Origin of the sequence: uncultured Aquimarina sp., from assembly GCF_947492965.1 — a bacterium.
Taxonomy (GTDB): Bacteria; Bacteroidota; Bacteroidia; order Flavobacteriales; family Flavobacteriaceae; genus Aquimarina.
In genome coordinates this window covers 90,387-108,055 of sequence record NZ_CANLOZ010000007.1, presented here as the reverse complement: position 1 = coordinate 108,055, position 17,669 = coordinate 90,387, and the positions used below count along the sequence as shown (strand labels likewise).

The window sequence follows — 17,669 nt, the reverse complement described above, 5'->3', positions numbered from 1 at the left end:
TTTAATTGATTTCTTGTTGAAATGTTAATTTTTTGGATTTTCTTAAATATGGAAATTGTAGTTAAAATTGACTTGTAATATTAGATTTTTAGTGTTTTTTCTATCAGAAGATGACTTTTTGAGCTATTTGGTGTTTAGAACGTAGCATTCAAGCTAAGGTGTACCTTAGTGTTTGAAAACTCAAAGTTAGCGTCGCTATTTTTTCCGTTAGCGAAGATTATTCTGAATAAACCAGTTTTTGTATTTAGGCCTAATCCAAATCCAAAGCTGGTTAGATTATCGGATATGTTGTTGGTTTCGTCTTCGAAGTAGGAGTAGTCAGTAATTGTGTGTATGTATATGTTATTTGATAAGATATATCGATACTCAGTTGAAAAAACATTGAATAATGAAGCATTGATGCTGTTTTCTTCAAAACCTCTAACAGAATTAATTCCACCAAATCTATAAAGCTCATTAAAAAAAAGATCTTCAGAAAAAATTGCAGCCGAACTATTTTTAATAAAAATGTTATTTCTAGTGTTTAACTTGAATATGTGTTCTATGTTGATAGTTCCTTTTATTTGATTAGTCTTCAATTCATCAGTATTTCGTGTCCCGTATTCTATTTCAAAGAGGTAATTGTTTTTTATTGGAAATAATATGTTGTTTTGTCTTTTTGTATGGTTGAAGCTTATTCCGAAAAAATTAGCAGAATAGTTTTCTATGTTTAAACTTGGTAGTGGTTCGTCTAGAAGATTGTCTGAAGAAATTGATTTGTATCCTAAGGCAATATTATTTTTGTCATTTATTAAATAGTTAAGCTTTAGTTTTTGTTCGGTAATCAAAAAACTAGAGTCTTTTTTGAAAATGTCGAGACCTGCTTCAATACCAATAGGGGATTTGAAAACATAAGGTAGGAATAAATTGGCTTGGAATCTTTGTTGTTCATTTCCGTCACTCTTATATATTAGATTTAATCTTTCTCCAAAATTAAGATTGTTTATCAAATTCAAATTTAGATATCCATTTAATTCAAGGTTGTTGGATTCAGAGTCGTTCGAAAACCCAAGAAATCCATCAAAGCTATTGGCTGATTTTTTTTCTAGATATAAATATACTTTGGTGGAATCTTTTTCAAATAATATTTCAGGAGGTTTTATGTTCTTGCTAAAACCTAGATTGTCGATTGCTTGTGATTTTTTTAAAACATCACTTTTGTTAAAAACGCTTCCCTTTCTTATTTTGCTATTATACTTTAAAAATGAATTTGGAAATTTGGTATAACCTTTTATGATTATATCATCGATTTTTCTTTCAACTCCTCTTTTGCTTATAAGTTTAGCAAAGACCTTTTGCTCTTTTTTTATGATTTCGGTTAAGGAAAGGTTGGTAAATGTGTTTCCTTGGTTTACTAGGTAATTGGTTAGGTGTTGTAAGGTGTTTTCTGTTTTTTCAATGGGGATAATAAATTCTGAAGTGGAGGGGTTTTTAGAGATCTCTTCTATTATTTTTAAGGGTAATGTTTCATTGTCATATTTTATAATAAGCTCGGTGTATTTTTGGTTAAGTATAAAGCTACTTAGAAATGTGGTGTCTGAGGTTTTTGTGATGCCTCGCCATTCTGCGTCAAGGTAACCTGTTTTTAATAATTTTTTGTGTAGGTTGCTCGTTTCTGTTCTTAAATCAATATAATTGTCGAATGTTTTCTTGTAAGAAATGCTATCAATCTTTGCTGTTTCGATAGAATCTTTTCCTTTTACTTGAAGGGTAATCGACGAATTTTGTCCATTACAAAAAGAATGTATACATATATTAAGGACGAAGATGTAAAAATATAAGGTTCTCAAACTGCAATTTAATACTGCTAAAATAACGGAAAATACAGGTATTTCTTACGGTTTAATCCTATCATTTTAAATGTATTTGAAAATTAATGCATTAGGATTTGAATTGCTGAAAAATATTTCTACCTTTGCAGCCCTCTATAAAGAGGTAATTTAAAATTATTTTAATAATAGTGTAAAGCAAATTATGCCAACAATTTCACAATTAGTAAGAAAAGGTAGAGCCAAAATAACTAAGAAGAGTAAATCGGCTGCTTTGGATTCGTGCCCGCAACGTCGCGGTGTTTGTACGCGTGTTTATACTACTACACCAAAAAAACCAAATTCAGCAATGAGAAAAGTTGCTCGTGTTAGGTTGACTAATGGTAAGGAAGTGAACGCATACATCGGAGGTGAGGGTCACAATCTACAGGAGCACTCGATAGTATTAGTTAGAGGTGGAAGGGTAAAAGATTTACCAGGAGTTAGATATCACATTGTTCGTGGAGCTTTAGACACCGCGGGTGTTGAAGGTAGAACGCAACGTAGATCTAAATATGGTGCAAAACGCCCTAAAAAGTAATTAAAAAACTTTAAGAAGAAGACATGAGAAAAAGAAAGGCTAAAAAAAGACCTATTTTACCTGATCCACGTTTTAATGATCAATTAGTGACTCGTTTTGTTAATATGATGATGTGGGATGGTAAGAAATCGGTTGCTTTCAAAATTTTCTATGATGCGATTGATATCGTAGAAGAGAAAAAACAAAACGAAGAAAAAACAGCTTTGGAAATGTGGAAAGATGCGTTATCAAACGTAATGCCACATGTAGAAGTAAGAAGTCGTCGTGTTGGAGGAGCTACTTTCCAAATTCCTAATCCAATCAGACCGGACAGAAAGATATCAACTGCGATGAAATGGTTGATTCAGTTTGCTCGTAAGAGAAATGAAAAGTCTATGGCACAGAAACTTGCTGCAGAGATTATTGCTGCAGAAAAAGAAGAGGGTGCTGCGGTTAAGAAAAGAGTAGATACCCATAAGATGGCTGAAGCAAATAAAGCATTCTCACACTTTAGATTTTAATCACGAACAGAAATGGCTAGAGATTTAAAATATACAAGAAATATTGGTATTGCTGCACATATTGATGCAGGAAAAACTACAACTACAGAGCGTATCTTATATTACACAGGTGTAAGTCATAAGATCGGTGAGGTGCACGATGGTGCTGCTACTATGGACTGGATGGAGCAAGAGCAAGAAAGAGGTATTACAATTACTTCTGCTGCTACCACTTGTGAGTGGAAGTTTCCGACAGAAAATGGTCAGGCTGTTGCAGATACAAAAGGATATCATTTTAATATTATCGATACTCCGGGACACGTTGATTTTACGGTAGAGGTTAACCGTTCTTTACGTGTTCTTGATGGGTTGGTGTTTTTATTTAGTGCGGTTGATGGTGTTGAACCTCAATCAGAAACTAACTGGAGACTTGCAGATAACTATAAAGTACCGCGTATCGGATTTGTAAATAAAATGGATCGTCAAGGGTCTAATTTTATGGCAGTGTGTCAACAAGTAAAAGATATGTTAGGTTCTAATGCAGTTCCTATTGTAATGAATATTGGTGATGAAGCTGATTTCAAAGGAATTGTGGATTTAGTTAAGAACCGAGCTATTGTGTGGCATGATGAAACACAAGGATCTACTTTTGATGTAATTGATATTCCAGAAGAATTAAAAGAAGAAGCGGCAGAGTTAAGAGGAAAACTTATAGAAGAAGTTGCTGCTTACGATGAGGAGCTTCTTGAGAAGTTTATGGAAGATGAAGACTCAATTACAGAGGAAGAAGTTCACGCTGCTTTAAGAGCTGCGGTAATGGACATGTCTATCATACCGATGATTTGTGGTTCTGCTTTCAAGAATAAAGGAGTCCAGTTCCTATTAGATGCGGTATGTCGTTACTTACCTTCTCCAACAGATAAGGAAGGTATTGTAGGTGTTAATCCAAATACTGATCAAGAAGAAATACGTAAGCCAGATGTTAAGGAGCCGTTTGCTGCATTAGCATTTAAGATTGCTACAGATCCTTTCGTAGGTCGCTTAGCATTCTTCCGTGCATATTCAGGACGTTTAGATGCTGGTTCTTATATCTTGAACAATCGTTCAGGTAAAAAAGAGCGTATTTCTCGTATCTATCAAATGCATTCTAATAAGCAAAATGCTATAGAATATATTGAAGCTGGAGATATTGGAGCTGCAGTAGGTTTTAAAGATATCAAAACGGGTGATACGATGTCGGATGAGAAAAATCCTATCGTTTTAGAATCTATGGATTTCCCTGATCCTGTAATTGGTATTGCTGTTGAGCCAAAAACTAAAGCTGATGTTGATAAGTTAGGTTTGGCGTTAGCTAAGTTGGCAGAAGAAGATCCAACATTTACAGTAAGAACAGATGAGGCTTCAGGACAGACAATTATTTCTGGAATGGGAGAGCTTCATTTAGATATTATCGTTGACCGTTTGAAAAGAGAATTCAAAGTAGAGGTTAATCAAGGTCAGCCACAAGTAGAGTACAAAGAGGCTATTACCGCTAGAGCCGAACACAGAGAGGTTTATAAGAAGCAGTCTGGTGGGCGTGGTAAGTTTGCGGATATTGTATTTACATTAGAGCCAGCAGAAGAAGGAAAAGTAGGGTTAGAGTTTATTTCCGAGATTAAAGGAGGTAACGTTCCTAAGGAATTTGTTCCTTCTGTAGAGAAAGGATTTAAAATGGCAATGCAAAATGGGCCGCTTGCGGGTTATGAAGTAGATGCTATGAAAGTTACTCTTACAGACGGTTCTTATCACGATGTGGATTCTGATCAATTATCATTCGAATTGGCTGCTAAGCTTGGTTTTAAAGCAGCGGCAAAAGCAGCTAAAGCTGTGGTGATGGAACCTATCATGAAACTAGAGGTTATTACACCAGAGGAAAACATGGGTGATATCGTAGGTGATTTGAATAGACGTAGAGGTCAGGTAAGTGATATGGGTGATAGAGCGGGCGCTAAAACGGTTAAAGCTACAGTACCACTTTCTGAAATGTTTGGATATGTAACAACATTAAGAACTTTATCATCTGGTAGAGCGACATCTACAATGGAATTTTCTCACTATGCTGAGACTCCTTCGAATATATCGGAAGAAGTGATTGCAGCAGCAAAAGGAGTTAACGCTTAATTTTACAGAAATGAGTCAAAAAATTAGAATAAAATTAAAATCTTACGATCATAATTTAGTAGATAAGTCTGCTGAAAAGATTGTTAAGACTGTTAAGAGTACTGGAGCTGTGGTGACTGGACCAATTCCATTACCAACACATAAAAAGATCTTTACTGTTTTAAGATCTCCACACGTAAATAAGAAGTCAAGAGAGCAATTTCAATTAAGTTCTTATAAAAGACTTTTAGATATCTATAGTTCTTCTTCAAAAACGATCGATGCGTTAATGAAGTTAGAATTACCTAGTGGAGTCGAAGTGGAAATCAAAGTTTGATAAAACTTCCAGTAAGAAAGTCTTACATGAAATGTCCCAAGCTGCGTGCGAGGGAAAAACGGCAAAAATACATTCAGGGTTGAAGTATTTTGACCCTGTTTTTTTGCGAAAATTTAAATAAGTATACTAATTAATAATTAATAAATATGTCTGGGTTAATAGGAAAAAAGATCGGTATGACCAGCATCTTCGACGAGAATGGGAAAAACATTCCATGTACTGTGATCGAAGCTGGGCCATGCGTGGTTACCCAAGTCAGAACTGAAGAAGTGGATGGTTATGAGGCTATTCAATTAGGTTTCGATGACAAAGCAGACAAAAATGCTACGAAAGCGGCTTTAGGTCACTTTAAAAAAGCAGGAACTGTTGCTAAGCGCGAAGTTGTAGAATTCCAAGGTTTTGATGAGGAGTACAAATTAGGTGATACAATCACTGTAGAGCACTTCGTAGAAGGAGAGTTCGTGGATGTAACAGGAACTTCTAAAGGAAAAGGTTTCCAAGGAGTTGTAAAGAGACACGGTTTTGGTGGTGTTGGACAAGCGACACATGGTCAGCATAACCGTTTAAGAGCTCCTGGTTCAATCGGAGCTGCATCGTATCCTGCAAGAGTTTTTAAAGGAATGCGTATGGCAGGAAGAATGGGTGGAGATAAAGTAAAGGTTCAAAACTTGAAAGTGTTAAAAGTAGTAGCTGAAAAGAATCTACTAGTTGTGAAAGGTTGTGTGCCTGGACATAAAAACGCTTACGTAACTATTCAGAAGTAATGAAGGTAGCAGTAATTGATATTAACGGAAAAGAAACAGGTAGAAAGGTAGATCTTTCTGATGCTGTTTTTGGTATAGAGCCTAATGATCACGCTGTTTATTTAGATGTTAAGCAGTACTTGGCGAATCAACGTCAAGGAACGCATAAAGCTAAAGAACGTGCTGAGATCGCAGGTAGTACAAGAAAAATTAAGAAACAAAAAGGAACCGGTACAGCGAGAGCAGGTAGTATTAAGTCTCCAGTTTTCAAAGGTGGAGGTAGAATATTCGGACCTAGACCACGTAATTATTCTTTTAAATTAAATAAGAATTTAAAAAGATTAGCACGTAAATCTGCGCTAAGTATAAAGGCGAATGACAAGGCAATTACAGTGGTAGAGGACTTCACTTTTGATACAATTAAAACAAAGAATTTTACTGCAGTTTTAAAGTCGTTAGGGCTGGAGGATAAAAAATCTTTATTTGTGTTGGGAGAGTCAAATAAAAATGTATATTTGTCGTCACGTAATTTAAAAAGCTCTGAAGTTATAACTTACTCAGAATTAAGTACTTATAAAATACTTAATGCTAAGAATGTTGTTCTTTTAGAGGGTTCTTTGAAAGGAATTGAAACGAATTTAAGTAAATAGAAGCCATGAGTATCTTAATAAAACCTATTATTACGGAAAAGGCTACTGCAGATAGTGAGGTTTATAATCGCTATGGATTTGTGGTAGATAGAAATGCGAATAAGGTAGAGATCAAAAAAGCAGTAGAAGCTGCTTATGGGGTATCTGTTACTAAAGTTCGAACTATTAATGTCCGTCCAGATCGTAAAACACGTTATACAAAAACGGGAATGATCACTGGTAAAACAAAAGCTATTAAAAAAGCTATTGTACAGGTGGCGGAAGGTGATGTAATTGATTTATATAGTAATCTTTAAGACTAAAAAATGTCAGTAAGAAAATTGAAACCAATTACCCCAGGTCAGCGTTTTAGAGTAGTTAATGGGTTTGATGCCATTACTACTGATAAGCCGGAGAAAAGTTTATTAGCTCCGAAAAAAAGATCAGGCGGTAGAAACAATCAAGGAAAAATGACCATGCGCTACAAAGGTGGAGGTCATAAGAAAAGGTATCGTATTATCGATTTTAAAAGAGACAAGCAAGGAATTCCTGCTACTGTTGCTACTATCGAATATGATCCAAACAGAACTGCTTTTATAGCGCTTTTAAACTACCAAGATGGTGAGAAGCGTTATATTATCGCTCAGAATGGGCTGCAAGTGGGTCAGAACGTAGTTTCTGGTAATAATGTTGCTCCAGAAATTGGAAACGCAATGCCGCTTAGCGATATCCCTCTAGGTACTATTATTTCTTGTATAGAATTAAGACCAGGTCAAGGTGCTGTAATGGCACGTAGTGCTGGTTCTTTTGCTCAGCTTATGGCGAGAGATGGTAAGTTTGCTACAGTAAAATTACCTTCTGGCGAAGTGAGAATGGTGTTAGTAAATTGTATGGCTACTGTCGGGGCAATTTCTAACAGTGATCATCAATTAGTTGTTGGTGGTAAAGCGGGTAGAGGAAGATGGTTAGGTCGTCGTCCTAGAACTAGACCAGTAGCAATGAACCCTGTAGATCATCCAATGGGTGGTGGTGAAGGACGTTCTTCTGGAGGTCACCCACGTTCTAGAAAAGGTCTTCCTGCTAAAGGATTTAGAACCCGTTCTAAGACAAAAGCGAGTAATAAGTATATTGTAGAACGTAGAAAGAAATAATAAGATATGGCACGTTCATTAAAAAAAGGACCTTACATTCACTACAAGTTAGAGAAGAAAGTTGCAGCGAATGTTGAGGCTAATAAGAAAACTGTTATCAAGACTTGGTCAAGAGCTTCTATGATTTCTCCTGATTTTGTTGGTCAGACGATCGCAGTTCACAATGGTCGCCAGTTTGTTCCTGTGTACATTACAGAAAATATGGTAGGTCATAAATTAGGAGAGTTTTCGCCAACACGTTCTTTCAGAGGGCACGCTGGTGCTAAAAATAAAGGTAAAAAATAATTTAAGCTATGGGAGTTCGTAAAAGAGAAATGGCAGAAAGAATTAAGGAAGAGAAAAAGCAGATTGCTTTTGCTAAACTTAATAACTGTCCTACGTCACCTCGCAAAATGCGTTTAGTAGCAGATTTAGTTCGTGGTGAAAAGGTAGAAAGAGCGCTTCATATTCTTAGATTTAGTCAAAAAGAAGCTGCACGTCGTTTAGAAAAGTTATTGCTTTCTGCAATAGCAAACTGGCAAGCAAAAAATGAAGACGCAAGCATTGAAGATGCTGATCTTTTCGTAAAAGAGATTCGTGTAGATGGTGGAAGTATGTTAAAAAGATTACGTCCAGCACCGCAGGGTCGTGCACACAGAATAAGAAAACGCTCTAATCACGTTACAATCGTGGTTGCGGCAAAAAATAATACACAAAGCTAATATAAATAGTATGGGACAGAAGACAAATCCAATCGGAAATCGCCTTGGTATCATTAGAGGATGGGAATCCAACTGGTATGGAGGTAATGACTACGGTGATAAATTAGCCGAAGACGATAAGATTAGAAAGTACGTACACGCACGTTTATCTAAAGCTAGTGTATCTAGAGTAATTATTGAGCGTACGCTTAAACTTGTAACCGTTACTATCACTACTGCTAGACCTGGTATTATTATCGGAAAAGGTGGTCAAGAGGTAGACAAGTTAAAAGAAGAGCTTAAGAAGATTACAGATAAGGAAGTTCAGATTAATATTTTTGAAATCAAGAGACCAGAACTTGATGCGTTTTTAGTAGGATCTAGTGTTGCTAGACAGATAGAGAGTCGTATCTCTTATCGTAGAGCAATAAAGATGGCTATTGCGGCTGCAATGAGAATGAATGCTGAAGGTATCAAAATTCAAATTTCAGGAAGATTAAATGGTGCTGAAATGGCACGTTCAGAGTCTTATAAAGACGGAAGAATTCCTTTATCAACATTTAGAGCTGACATAGATTATGCTTTGGTAGAAGCACACACTACTTACGGTAGATTGGGTGTAAAAGTATGGATTATGAAAGGCGAAGTATATGGTAAGAGAGAGCTTTCTCCTTTAGTAGGTCTTTCTAAGAAACAAGGAAAAGGAGGCGACAGAGGAGCCGGACGAGGTGGAAATAATAAATCACGTCGTAGAAAGTAATTTTTTAAAGTAAATTAACAATGTTACAGCCTAAAAGAACAAAATTCCGTAAGCAGCAAAAAGGACGTATGAAAGGTCTTTCTCAAAGAGGTCATACGCTTTCAAATGGAACTTTCGGAATCAAAGCATTAGATTCAAGTTTTGTAACCGCTAGACAAATAGAAGCAGCTCGTATTTCTGCTACTCGTTATATGAAAAGAGAAGGTTCTCTGTGGATTAAAATTTTCCCAGACAAGCCTATTACAAAGAAACCTCTTGAAGTACGTATGGGTAAAGGAAAAGGTGCTGTAGAATATTGGGCAGCAGTTGTAAAACCAGGAAGAATCTTGTTTGAGATAAGTGGTGTTCCTCATGATGTGGCTAAAGAAGCATTACGCTTAGCTGCTCAGAAATTACCAGTTAAAACTAAGTTTATCGTAGCTAGAGATTATCAAGCTTAATAATTGAAGATTATGAAACAATCACAAGTAAAAGAATCGTCGACAGCTGAATTACAAGAGGAACTTGGAAAATATCGAAAAGAATATTCAGATTTAAAAATGGCTCATGCTATGTCTCCATTAGAAAATCCTTTACAAATCCGTAAAGTTAGAAGATCTATAGCGAGAATGGAAACAGAGCTTACTAAAAGAGAATTAAACGGTTAATTCTGCTGAAAGATGGAAAAAAGAAACTTAAGAAAAGAACGTATAGGTGTAGTTACTAGTAACAAAATGCAGAAGTCAATTGTGGTTTCTGAGGTTAAAAAAGTGAAACACCCGATGTACGGAAAGTTCGTGTTAAAAACAAAGAAATATGTTGCGCACGACGAGAAAAATGACTGCAATATTGGCGATACTGTAAAGATCATGGAAACAAGACCTATGAGTAGAACCAAATGCTGGAGATTAGTAGAAGTAATTGAAAGAGCTAAGTAATTATGGTACAACAAGAGTCTAGATTAAAAGTAGCAGACAACACAGGTGGTAAAGAAGTTTTAGTTATCCGTGTTTTAGGTGGTACAAAAAGAAGATACGCCTCTGTAGGAGACAAGATCGTTGTCAGTGTTAAAGAAGCAACTCCAAATGGAAATATCAAAAAAGGAGCGGTTTCAACTGCAGTTGTAGTTCGTACCAAAAAAGAAGTGCGCAGACCAGATGGTTCTTATATTCGTTTCGATGATAATGCATGTGTTCTTTTGAACCCTGCTGGAGAAATGAGAGGAACACGTGTGTTTGGTCCTGTAGCGAGAGAACTTCGTGACAAGCAGTTTATGAAGATTGTATCACTAGCGCCAGAAGTGCTTTAATAGTATTGCAGACATGACAAAACTAAAAATTAAATCAGGAGATACAGTAAAGGTTATTGCTGGAGACAATAAAGGTCAGCAAGGAACTGTACAAAAAGTATTGAAAGATAAGAACAAGGCAATTGTTGAAGGTGTAAACCTTGTTTCAAAACACAAGAAGCCTAGTGCTGCTAATCCACAAGGTGGTATAGTAAAGCAAGAAGCACCAATTCATATTTCCAATTTATCATTGTTAACATCTAATGGTGAGACTACAAGAGTTGGATATAGAATGGAAGGAGATAAGAAAGTGAGATTTTCTAAAAAATCTAATGAAGTAATATAGTTATGGCTTATATCCCAAGACTTAAACAAGAGTATAAAGACAGAATCGTGTCAGCTCTTACAGAAGAATTTAGTTACGGTAATGTAATGGAAGTACCAAAACTTAAAAAAATAGTTTTAAGTAGAGGTATTGGTGCAGCTGTAGCAGATAAAAAGTTAATCGATTACGCTGTAGATGAATTAACAACAATTACAGGGCAAAAAGCTGTAGCTACAATTTCTAAGAAGGATGTTGCTTCTTTCAAATTACGTAAAGGAATGCCAATAGGTGCTAAAGTTACGTTAAGAGGAGAAAGAATGTATGAGTTTTTAGATCGTTTGATTACTTCAGCTTTACCACGTGTAAGAGATTTTAATGGTATTAAAGCAACTGGTTTTGATGGTAGAGGTAATTACTCTTTAGGTATTACTGAGCAGATCATTTTCCCAGAGATTGATATTGATAAGGTGAATAAAATTTCAGGAATGAATATCACTTTCGAAACTTCTGCGAATACTGATAAAGAAGCAAAATCATTGTTAACTGAACTAGGTTTACCTTTTAAAAAGAATTAATTATGGCTAAAGAATCAATGAAAGCCCGTGAGGTGAAGAGAGCTAAAACGGTTGCTAAATATGCTGAAAAGCGTAAGGCTTTAAAAGAAGCTGGAGATTATGAAGCATTACAAAAATTACCGAAAAATGCTTCGCCAATCCGTATGCACAATCGTTGTAAGTTAACAGGAAGACCAAAAGGATATATGCGTCAGTTTGGAATTTCTCGTGTTACTTTCAGAGAAATGGCAAATAAAGGATTAATTCCAGGTGTAACTAAAGCTAGTTGGTAATAACAAAAAATTAATTGGTCTAAGGTTCGGTTAAGAAATAATTGAAAACCAAGATCATAAATATTAAATAATGAATACAGATCCTATTGCAGATTATTTAACTAGAATTCGTAATGCAAATAGCGCTCAACATAGAGTAGTTGAGATTCCTGCATCGAAAGTTAAAAAAGAGATTACTAAGATATTATTCGATCAAGGATATATCTTAAGTTATAAATTTGAGGATAATACAACACAAGGTAGTATTAAGATTGCTCTTAAATACGATAAGTTAACAAAAGAGCCTGTGATTAAAGAATTACAAAGAATCAGTAAGCCTGGTTTACGTAAATACGCAGGATCTAAAGAAATACCAAGAATTCTTAATGGATTAGGTATTGCGATTGTTTCTACTTCTCACGGTGTAATGACTGGTAAGCAAGCTAAGCGAGAGAATGTAGGTGGAGAAGTACTTTGTTACGTATACTAACAGTAAAAAAAGACAAAAGAAATGTCAAGAATAGGAAAAAATCCAGTAACTATTCCGTCTGGTGTCACTGTAGAGGTGACAGGTAATGTTGTTACTGTTAAAGGAAAATTAGGAGAGCTTTCACAGGAGATCGATAGTGTCGATGTGAAAGTAGAAGATGGTCAGGTTGTTCTAGAAAGACCTAGTGATGCTAAAGATCATAGAGCGAAGCACGGATTATACAGAGCTTTAATCAACAATATGGTACAGGGTGTTTCAGAAGGTTTTACTAAAGAGTTAGAATTGGTAGGGGTAGGATATAGAGCTTCTAATCAAGGACAGAAATTAGATTTAGCTTTAGGTTTTTCTCATAACATCGTTATAGATGTTGCACCAGAGGTAAAAATCGAAACTATATCTGAAAAAGGTAAAAACCCGATCGTAAAATTAACTTCTCATGACAAACAATTGGTTGGTCAGGTAGCCGCTAAGATTAGAGGATTCCGTAAGCCAGAACCTTACAAAGGAAAAGGAGTTAAGTTCGTAGGAGAGCAATTAAGAAGAAAAGCAGGTAAATCTGCATAATAACGAAGTTATGGCATTCTCAAAAGATTTAAGAAGATTAAAAATCAGAAAGCGAATCCGCGGAACAGTAAGCGGAACAGAACAACGTCCTAGATTATCTGTTTTTAGAAGTAATAAAGAGATCTATGCACAGATCATAGATGATGTAACTGGTAAGACTATTAGTGCTGCTTCTTCAAGAGATAAAGATATAGCAGCTGCATCAGGAAGCAAAGCAGAAAAAGCTGGCTTAGTTGGTAAAGCTCTAGCAGAAAAAGCTAAGAAAGCAGGTGTAGAAACCGTATCTTTTGATAGAGGTGGATATTTATACCATGGAAGAGTTAAATCATTAGCTGAAGGAGCTAGAGAAGGAGGACTTAAATTCTAAGAAATTATGTATCAAAAATATAAAAACGCAGAATTAGTAAAACCAAGTGGACTTGAATTAAAGGATCGTTTAGTTGGTGTACAACGTGTTACTAAGGTAACAAAAGGAGGTAGAGCATTTGGATTCTCTGCTATCGTTGTTGTAGGAGACGAAAACGGTGTTGTAGGTCATGGTTTAGGTAAGTCTAAAGAAGTTGCTGAAGCTATTGCTAAAGCAGTAGAAGATGCTAAGAAGAATCTAGTACGTATACCATTAAATAAAGGAACTTTACCTCACGAACAAAAAGGTAAGTACGGTGGAGCAAGAGTATTATTAATGCCTGCTGCAACGGGTACAGGAGTTATTGCCGGTGGAGCGATCCGTGCGGTATTAGAATCTGTTGGTGTGCATGATGTACTTTCTAAAAATCAAGGATCATCTAACCCTCATAATGTGGTGAAAGCAACTTTCGATGCTTTGTTACAAATGAGAAGTGCAGAACAAGTTGCTAAGCAACGAGGTGTTTCACTTGAAAAAGTATTTAAAGGATAATAAATTAGGAACGATGGCAAAGATTAAAATTACTAAAGTAAAAAGCGCGATAAACCGTACTCAGAGACAGAAAAGAACTCTAGAGGCTTTAGGTCTTAAAAAGATCGGTCAGGTTGTTGAGCACGATGACACTCCTAATATCCTAGGGATGGTAAATAAAGTTAAACATTTAGTTTCAGTAGAAACAAAATAATATAAGCACATGGATTTAAGTAACTTAAAACCTGCTGCAGGTTCAGTAAAAAATAACAGCAAGCGATTAGGTCGTGGTCAAGGTTCTGGAAAAGGTGGAACAGCTGCTCGTGGTCACAAGGGAGCAAAGTCTCGTTCTGGTTACTCTAGAAAGATTGGTTTCGAAGGTGGGCAAATGCCTCTTCAAAGACGTGTGCCTAAGTTTGGTTTTACTAATATTAATAGAAAAGAATATCAGGGAATCAATTTAGATACACTTCAGAAGCTAGTTGACGCTGGTAAAATAACTGATACTGTAGATCTAGACGTGATATTGGAAACACGTTTAGCGGGGAAAAATGATTTGGTTAAGATACTGGGAAGAGGTGAGCTGAAAGCAAAATTAAAGGTTTCAGCACATAAATTTACAGCCACTGCAAAAGCTGCAATTGAAGCAGCAGGTGGTGAAGCGGTAACCTTATAAAAGATATTTCATGAAATTTATTGATACAATAAAAAACGTTTGGAAAATCGAAGAGCTAAAAAATAGAATCCTAGTAACATTAGGATTGCTTTTAGTATATCGATTTGGAGCACAGGTTGTGCTTCCTGGAGTAGATGCTGCGGAGCTTGCTAATCTAGGAACGCAAACTCAAGATGGTTTACTAGGTTTACTTAATGCGTTTACAGGAGGAGCATTTGCAAATGCTTCTGTATTTGCATTAGGTATTATGCCTTATATCTCTGCATCAATTGTTGTTCAGTTGATGGGGATAGCTATTCCTTATCTCCAAAAATTACAAAAAGAAGGTGAAAGTGGTAGAAAGAAAATTAACCAGATAACTAGATGGTTGACTATTGCAATTACTTTGGTACAAGGTCCAGGTTATATCTATAACTTATTTGCAACACTTCCGCCAACAGCTTTTAGTACAGAAATAAGTCAAACTGTTTTCGTTGTATCATCTGTTATTATCTTAACTACAGGATGTATTTTTGCAATGTGGTTAGGAGAAAAAATCACTGATAAAGGTATTGGTAACGGTATTTCTTTATTAATCATGGTTGGTATCATAGCAACTTTACCACAATCTTTTGTTCAGAACTTTATTTCAAGAACTTCAGGAGAAGGTGGTGATATCATTATGGTATTGATTGAATTAGTGATTTGGTTTGTTATTATTCTAGCTTCAGTGCTATTAGTGATGGCTGTTCGTCAAATTCCAGTGCAGTATGCTAGAAGAACTGCTAGTGGAGGATATGAGAAGAACGTTTTCGGATCTAGACAGTATATCCCATTGAAGTTAAATGCTTCTGGTGTGATGCCAATCATTTTTGCCCAGGCAATTATGTTTATTCCTGCTGCAGTTGCTGGACTTTCTGAGTCTGAAACTTCACAAGGAATTGCGGCTGCGTTCAGTGATATTTTTGGGTTTTGGTATAATGTAGTGTTTGGTTTGTTAATTATAATTTTCACATATTTCTATACTGCTATTACTGTACCAACGAACAAGATGGCTGATGATTTAAAAAGAAGCGGTGGTTTCATTCCAGGTATCAGACCAGGTAGTGAAACAGCAGAGTATTTAGATAAAATAATGTCTCAGATAACATTACCAGGATCTATATTTCTAGCGTTGATAGCTGTTTTCCCTGCTATTGCAGTTAAGTTATTAGGTGTTCAACAAGGATGGGCACTGTTTTTCGGAGGAACCTCCTTATTAATTATGGTGGGAGTAGCAATTGATACAATGCAACAGGTTAATTCATATTTGTTAAACAGACATTATGATGGATTAATGAAAACTGGTAAAAATAGAAAAGCGGTAGCATAATGGCAAAACAACCAGCAATAGAACAAGATGGAAGTATTATAGAAGCATTGTCTAATGCAATGTTTCGTGTGGAATTAGAAAATGGTCACGTGGTGACAGCTCATATCTCTGGTAAAATGCGTATGCATTATATTAAATTACTACCAGGTGATAAAGTGAAATTAGAAATGAGTCCTTATGATTTATCAAAGGCTCGTATAACATACAGATACTAATAATTTTAAGAATATTAGTTAATTAAGATTTTTTGTGTACTTTTGCAGGCTGAAAATCTTGTTAACGAGACCTTCTGAAATGCTAATACGTATTTTCAGGATTTAAACACAAAGAGATGAAAGTTAGAGCATCAATAAAAAAGAGAAGTGCCGAGTGCAAGATTGTGCGTAGAAAAGGCCGACTTTACGTAATTAATAAAAAGAATCCTAGATTTAAACAAAGACAAGGGTAATTATGGCAAGAATTGCAGGGGTAGATATACCTAAACAAAAGCGAGGAGTTATAGCATTAACCTATATCTTCGGAATCGGTAGAAGTAGAGCTAAAGAGATATTAGCTACTGCCAAAGTAGACGAGAGTATTAAAGTTTCTGACTGGGATGATGATCAAATTGGTCGTATTCGTGAAGCTGTAGGAGCCTATACCATTGAAGGAGAATTACGTTCTGAAGTACAACTGAATATTAAGCGTCTTATGGATATTGGATGCTACAGAGGTATACGTCACAGAGCTGGTTTACCACTTAGAGGACAACGTACAAAGAATAATTCTAGAACACGTAAAGGAAGAAGAAAAACAGTTGCTAATAAGAAAAAAGCAACTAAATAATAAGTAGTATGGCAAAGTCAACTTCGAAAAAACGTAAAGTAATCGTTGAATCTATAGGAGAAGCTCATGTAACGGCATCTTTTAACAACATTATTATTTCGTTAACTAATAAAAAAGGAGACGTTATTTCTTGGTCTTCAGCTGGTAAAATGGGATTCAGAGGTTCTAAAAAGAACACACCATATGCTGCACAGTTAGCTGCAGAAGATGCTGCTAAAGTGGCTATAGAAGCTGGATTAAAGAAAGTAAAAGTTTACGTTAAAGGTCCTGGAAACGGTAGAGAGTCTGCAATACGTTCTATTCATAATTCTGGAATAGAGGTTTCGGAAATCATCGATGTAACTCCAATGCCTCATAATGGTTGTCGTCCTCCTAAAAGACGTAGAGTATAAGTAAAAGTGTCCCGAGTTCATTCGGGATCTCTTTTATTAATATATTATAAATCAAAGTAAGTCTAAGAAGAGGAAAAACAATTATCGAAGGAAAGAGACCTTAATTCATAATTACCTCTCAAAATTTAAGTAAAAATCAAATGGCAAGATATACTGGTCCAAAAACTAAAATCGCTCGTAAATTTGGTGAAGCGATCTTCGGAGACGATAAGTCGTTCGAAAAAAGAAATTATCCTCCTGGTCAACATGGAAATAACAGACGTAGAGGAAAGAAAAGTGAATATGCTATCCAATTAATGGAAAAGCAAAAAGCTAAATATACATATGGAATATTAGAGCGTCAGTTCAGAAATATGTTTGAAAAAGCAACAAGGTCACAAGGGATTACTGGTGAGGTTTTACTTCAATTATGTGAATCTCGTCTTGATAATGTTGCTTTTAGAATGGGATTGGCAAACTCTCGTAGAGGAGCTAGACAATTAGTTTCACATAGACACATTACTGTTAATGGAGAGTTAGTAAATATTCCTTCTTACCGTTTAAAGCCTGGCGATGTAGTAGGGGTAAGAGAAAAATCAAAATCTTTAGAAGTTATTCAAAATTCATTAGCTAATAATAGCAAAGTGTATGAGTGGATTACTTTTAATAATGACACAAAAGAAGGTACTTTTGTATCTGTGCCGGCAAGAATTCAAATTCCGGAAAATATCAACGAACAATTCATCGTCGAATTATATTCGAAGTAATAAATAACTCTTAGAAGAAACAAT

Annotated in this window: 31 protein-coding genes; 30 read left to right on the top strand and 1 reads right to left on the bottom strand. The window is 35.7% G+C overall.

Annotated elements, in window-relative coordinates; all coding sequences use genetic code 11:
• Positions 1 to 134: 134 nt before the first annotated feature.
• Positions 135 to 1,829: a BamA/TamA family outer membrane protein gene (locus Q1B37_RS18085; RefSeq protein WP_299900886.1), complete on the bottom strand. Its 1,695-nt coding sequence runs from the start codon at positions 1,827 to 1,829 to the stop codon at positions 135 to 137.
• 184 nt (positions 1,830 to 2,013) lie between these two features.
• On the opposite strand from Q1B37_RS18085, the gene rpsL reads away from it, so the two are divergent.
• From rpsL to rpsD, 30 genes are all read left to right on the top strand, one after another.
• Entirely contained in the window at positions 2,014 to 2,388 is a 375-nt protein-coding gene (rpsL, locus tag Q1B37_RS18080) for a 30S ribosomal protein S12 (protein ID WP_024770883.1), read from the top strand.
• A gap of 23 nt (positions 2,389 to 2,411) precedes the next feature.
• The gene (rpsG, locus tag Q1B37_RS18075; RefSeq protein ID WP_219009333.1) at positions 2,412 to 2,888 is read left to right on the top strand and encodes a 30S ribosomal protein S7; all 477 of its coding nucleotides are present in this window, start codon (positions 2,412 to 2,414) and stop codon (positions 2,886 to 2,888) included.
• Between the two features lie 12 nt (positions 2,889 to 2,900).
• Positions 2,901 to 5,027: an elongation factor G gene (gene fusA, locus Q1B37_RS18070; RefSeq protein ID WP_299608401.1), complete on the top strand. Its 2,127-nt coding sequence runs from the start codon at positions 2,901 to 2,903 to the stop codon at positions 5,025 to 5,027.
• A gap of 10 nt (positions 5,028 to 5,037) precedes the next feature.
• Positions 5,038 to 5,343, top strand: coding sequence for a 30S ribosomal protein S10 (gene rpsJ / locus Q1B37_RS18065; protein WP_010181931.1), 306 nt, complete (start codon positions 5,038 to 5,040; stop codon positions 5,341 to 5,343).
• A gap of 146 nt (positions 5,344 to 5,489) precedes the next feature.
• Entirely contained in the window at positions 5,490 to 6,107 is a 618-nt protein-coding gene (gene rplC, locus Q1B37_RS18060) for a 50S ribosomal protein L3 (RefSeq protein WP_299608399.1), read from the top strand.
• Positions 6,107 to 6,736 (top strand): 50S ribosomal protein L4, encoded by a 630-nt coding sequence (rplD, locus tag Q1B37_RS18055; RefSeq protein WP_299900883.1) that lies wholly within the window; start codon positions 6,107 to 6,109, stop codon positions 6,734 to 6,736. Before rplC ends, rplD begins: the two co-directional genes overlap by 1 nt.
• Positions 6,737 to 6,741: 5 nt before the next feature.
• Positions 6,742 to 7,032, top strand: a complete 291-nt coding sequence (gene rplW, locus Q1B37_RS18050; RefSeq protein ID WP_299900880.1) for a 50S ribosomal protein L23 — start codon at positions 6,742 to 6,744, stop codon at positions 7,030 to 7,032.
• Between the two features lie 9 nt (positions 7,033 to 7,041).
• Entirely contained in the window at positions 7,042 to 7,866 is an 825-nt protein-coding gene (gene rplB / locus Q1B37_RS18045; RefSeq protein WP_299608393.1) for a 50S ribosomal protein L2, read from the top strand.
• Positions 7,867 to 7,872: 6 nt separating this feature from the next.
• Positions 7,873 to 8,151, top strand: coding sequence for a 30S ribosomal protein S19 (gene rpsS / locus Q1B37_RS18040; protein ID WP_027392549.1), 279 nt, complete (start codon positions 7,873 to 7,875; stop codon positions 8,149 to 8,151).
• Positions 8,152 to 8,159: 8 nt separating this feature from the next.
• Entirely contained in the window at positions 8,160 to 8,567 is a 408-nt protein-coding gene (gene rplV / locus Q1B37_RS18035; protein ID WP_299608390.1) for a 50S ribosomal protein L22, read from the top strand.
• 10 nt (positions 8,568 to 8,577) lie between these two features.
• Positions 8,578 to 9,306 carry a 30S ribosomal protein S3 gene (rpsC, locus tag Q1B37_RS18030; RefSeq protein WP_027392547.1) on the top strand — a complete coding sequence of 243 codons (729 nt, stop codon included), beginning with the start codon at positions 8,578 to 8,580 and terminating at the stop codon, positions 9,304 to 9,306.
• 20 nt (positions 9,307 to 9,326) lie between these two features.
• On the top strand, positions 9,327 to 9,746 hold the full coding sequence (gene rplP / locus Q1B37_RS18025; RefSeq protein WP_299608388.1) for a 50S ribosomal protein L16: 420 nt from the start codon (positions 9,327 to 9,329) through the stop codon (positions 9,744 to 9,746).
• A gap of 12 nt (positions 9,747 to 9,758) precedes the next feature.
• Positions 9,759 to 9,953, top strand: coding sequence for a 50S ribosomal protein L29 (gene rpmC, locus Q1B37_RS18020; RefSeq protein WP_299608386.1), 195 nt, complete (start codon positions 9,759 to 9,761; stop codon positions 9,951 to 9,953).
• 12 nt (positions 9,954 to 9,965) lie between these two features.
• Entirely contained in the window at positions 9,966 to 10,223 is a 258-nt protein-coding gene (gene rpsQ, locus Q1B37_RS18015) for a 30S ribosomal protein S17 (RefSeq protein ID WP_025741866.1), read from the top strand.
• 2 nt (positions 10,224 to 10,225) lie between these two features.
• Positions 10,226 to 10,594, top strand: coding sequence for a 50S ribosomal protein L14 (gene rplN, locus Q1B37_RS18010; RefSeq protein WP_027392543.1), 369 nt, complete (start codon positions 10,226 to 10,228; stop codon positions 10,592 to 10,594).
• Between the two features lie 13 nt (positions 10,595 to 10,607).
• Positions 10,608 to 10,919 (top strand): 50S ribosomal protein L24, encoded by a 312-nt coding sequence (gene rplX, locus Q1B37_RS18005; RefSeq protein ID WP_219009323.1) that lies wholly within the window; start codon positions 10,608 to 10,610, stop codon positions 10,917 to 10,919.
• 2 nt (positions 10,920 to 10,921) lie between these two features.
• Complete coding sequence (gene rplE, locus Q1B37_RS18000; RefSeq protein WP_219009322.1) at positions 10,922 to 11,473, top strand: 50S ribosomal protein L5; 552 nt, start codon at positions 10,922 to 10,924, stop codon at positions 11,471 to 11,473.
• Between the two features lie 2 nt (positions 11,474 to 11,475).
• Positions 11,476 to 11,745: a 30S ribosomal protein S14 gene (gene rpsN, locus Q1B37_RS17995; protein WP_140597674.1), complete on the top strand. Its 270-nt coding sequence runs from the start codon at positions 11,476 to 11,478 to the stop codon at positions 11,743 to 11,745.
• A gap of 70 nt (positions 11,746 to 11,815) precedes the next feature.
• On the top strand, positions 11,816 to 12,214 hold the full coding sequence (rpsH, locus tag Q1B37_RS17990; protein ID WP_219009320.1) for a 30S ribosomal protein S8: 399 nt from the start codon (positions 11,816 to 11,818) through the stop codon (positions 12,212 to 12,214).
• A 21-nt stretch (positions 12,215 to 12,235) separates the two neighbouring features.
• On the top strand, positions 12,236 to 12,778 hold the full coding sequence (gene rplF, locus Q1B37_RS17985; protein ID WP_299900877.1) for a 50S ribosomal protein L6: 543 nt from the start codon (positions 12,236 to 12,238) through the stop codon (positions 12,776 to 12,778).
• 10 nt (positions 12,779 to 12,788) lie between these two features.
• A complete protein-coding gene (rplR, locus tag Q1B37_RS17980; RefSeq protein ID WP_219009318.1) occupies positions 12,789 to 13,145 on the top strand; it encodes a 50S ribosomal protein L18 in 357 nt (118 codons plus the stop codon).
• Positions 13,146 to 13,151: 6 nt separating this feature from the next.
• The gene (gene rpsE / locus Q1B37_RS17975; protein ID WP_219009317.1) at positions 13,152 to 13,676 is read left to right on the top strand and encodes a 30S ribosomal protein S5; all 525 of its coding nucleotides are present in this window, start codon (positions 13,152 to 13,154) and stop codon (positions 13,674 to 13,676) included.
• 13 nt (positions 13,677 to 13,689) lie between these two features.
• Complete coding sequence (gene rpmD / locus Q1B37_RS17970; RefSeq protein WP_027392536.1) at positions 13,690 to 13,869, top strand: 50S ribosomal protein L30; 180 nt, start codon at positions 13,690 to 13,692, stop codon at positions 13,867 to 13,869.
• A gap of 9 nt (positions 13,870 to 13,878) precedes the next feature.
• Positions 13,879 to 14,331 carry a 50S ribosomal protein L15 gene (gene rplO / locus Q1B37_RS17965; protein WP_219009316.1) on the top strand — a complete coding sequence of 151 codons (453 nt, stop codon included), beginning with the start codon at positions 13,879 to 13,881 and terminating at the stop codon, positions 14,329 to 14,331.
• Positions 14,332 to 14,341: 10 nt separating this feature from the next.
• Complete coding sequence (gene secY, locus Q1B37_RS17960) at positions 14,342 to 15,682, top strand: preprotein translocase subunit SecY (RefSeq protein ID WP_299900874.1); 1,341 nt, start codon at positions 14,342 to 14,344, stop codon at positions 15,680 to 15,682.
• On the top strand, positions 15,682 to 15,897 hold the full coding sequence (gene infA / locus Q1B37_RS17955; protein WP_010181908.1) for a translation initiation factor IF-1: 216 nt from the start codon (positions 15,682 to 15,684) through the stop codon (positions 15,895 to 15,897). Before secY ends, infA begins: the two co-directional genes overlap by 1 nt.
• A 116-nt stretch (positions 15,898 to 16,013) precedes the next feature.
• Entirely contained in the window at positions 16,014 to 16,130 is a 117-nt protein-coding gene (gene ykgO / locus Q1B37_RS17950; protein WP_013621733.1) for a type B 50S ribosomal protein L36, read from the top strand.
• A 2-nt stretch (positions 16,131 to 16,132) separates the two neighbouring features.
• On the top strand, positions 16,133 to 16,507 hold the full coding sequence (gene rpsM / locus Q1B37_RS17945; protein ID WP_073316874.1) for a 30S ribosomal protein S13: 375 nt from the start codon (positions 16,133 to 16,135) through the stop codon (positions 16,505 to 16,507).
• 8 nt (positions 16,508 to 16,515) lie between these two features.
• Positions 16,516 to 16,899, top strand: a complete 384-nt coding sequence (rpsK, locus tag Q1B37_RS17940; protein ID WP_299608368.1) for a 30S ribosomal protein S11 — start codon at positions 16,516 to 16,518, stop codon at positions 16,897 to 16,899.
• 140 nt (positions 16,900 to 17,039) lie between these two features.
• Positions 17,040 to 17,645, top strand: a complete 606-nt coding sequence (gene rpsD / locus Q1B37_RS17935; RefSeq protein WP_219009313.1) for a 30S ribosomal protein S4 — start codon at positions 17,040 to 17,042, stop codon at positions 17,643 to 17,645.
• The last annotated feature ends 24 nt before the right edge of the window (positions 17,646 to 17,669 follow it).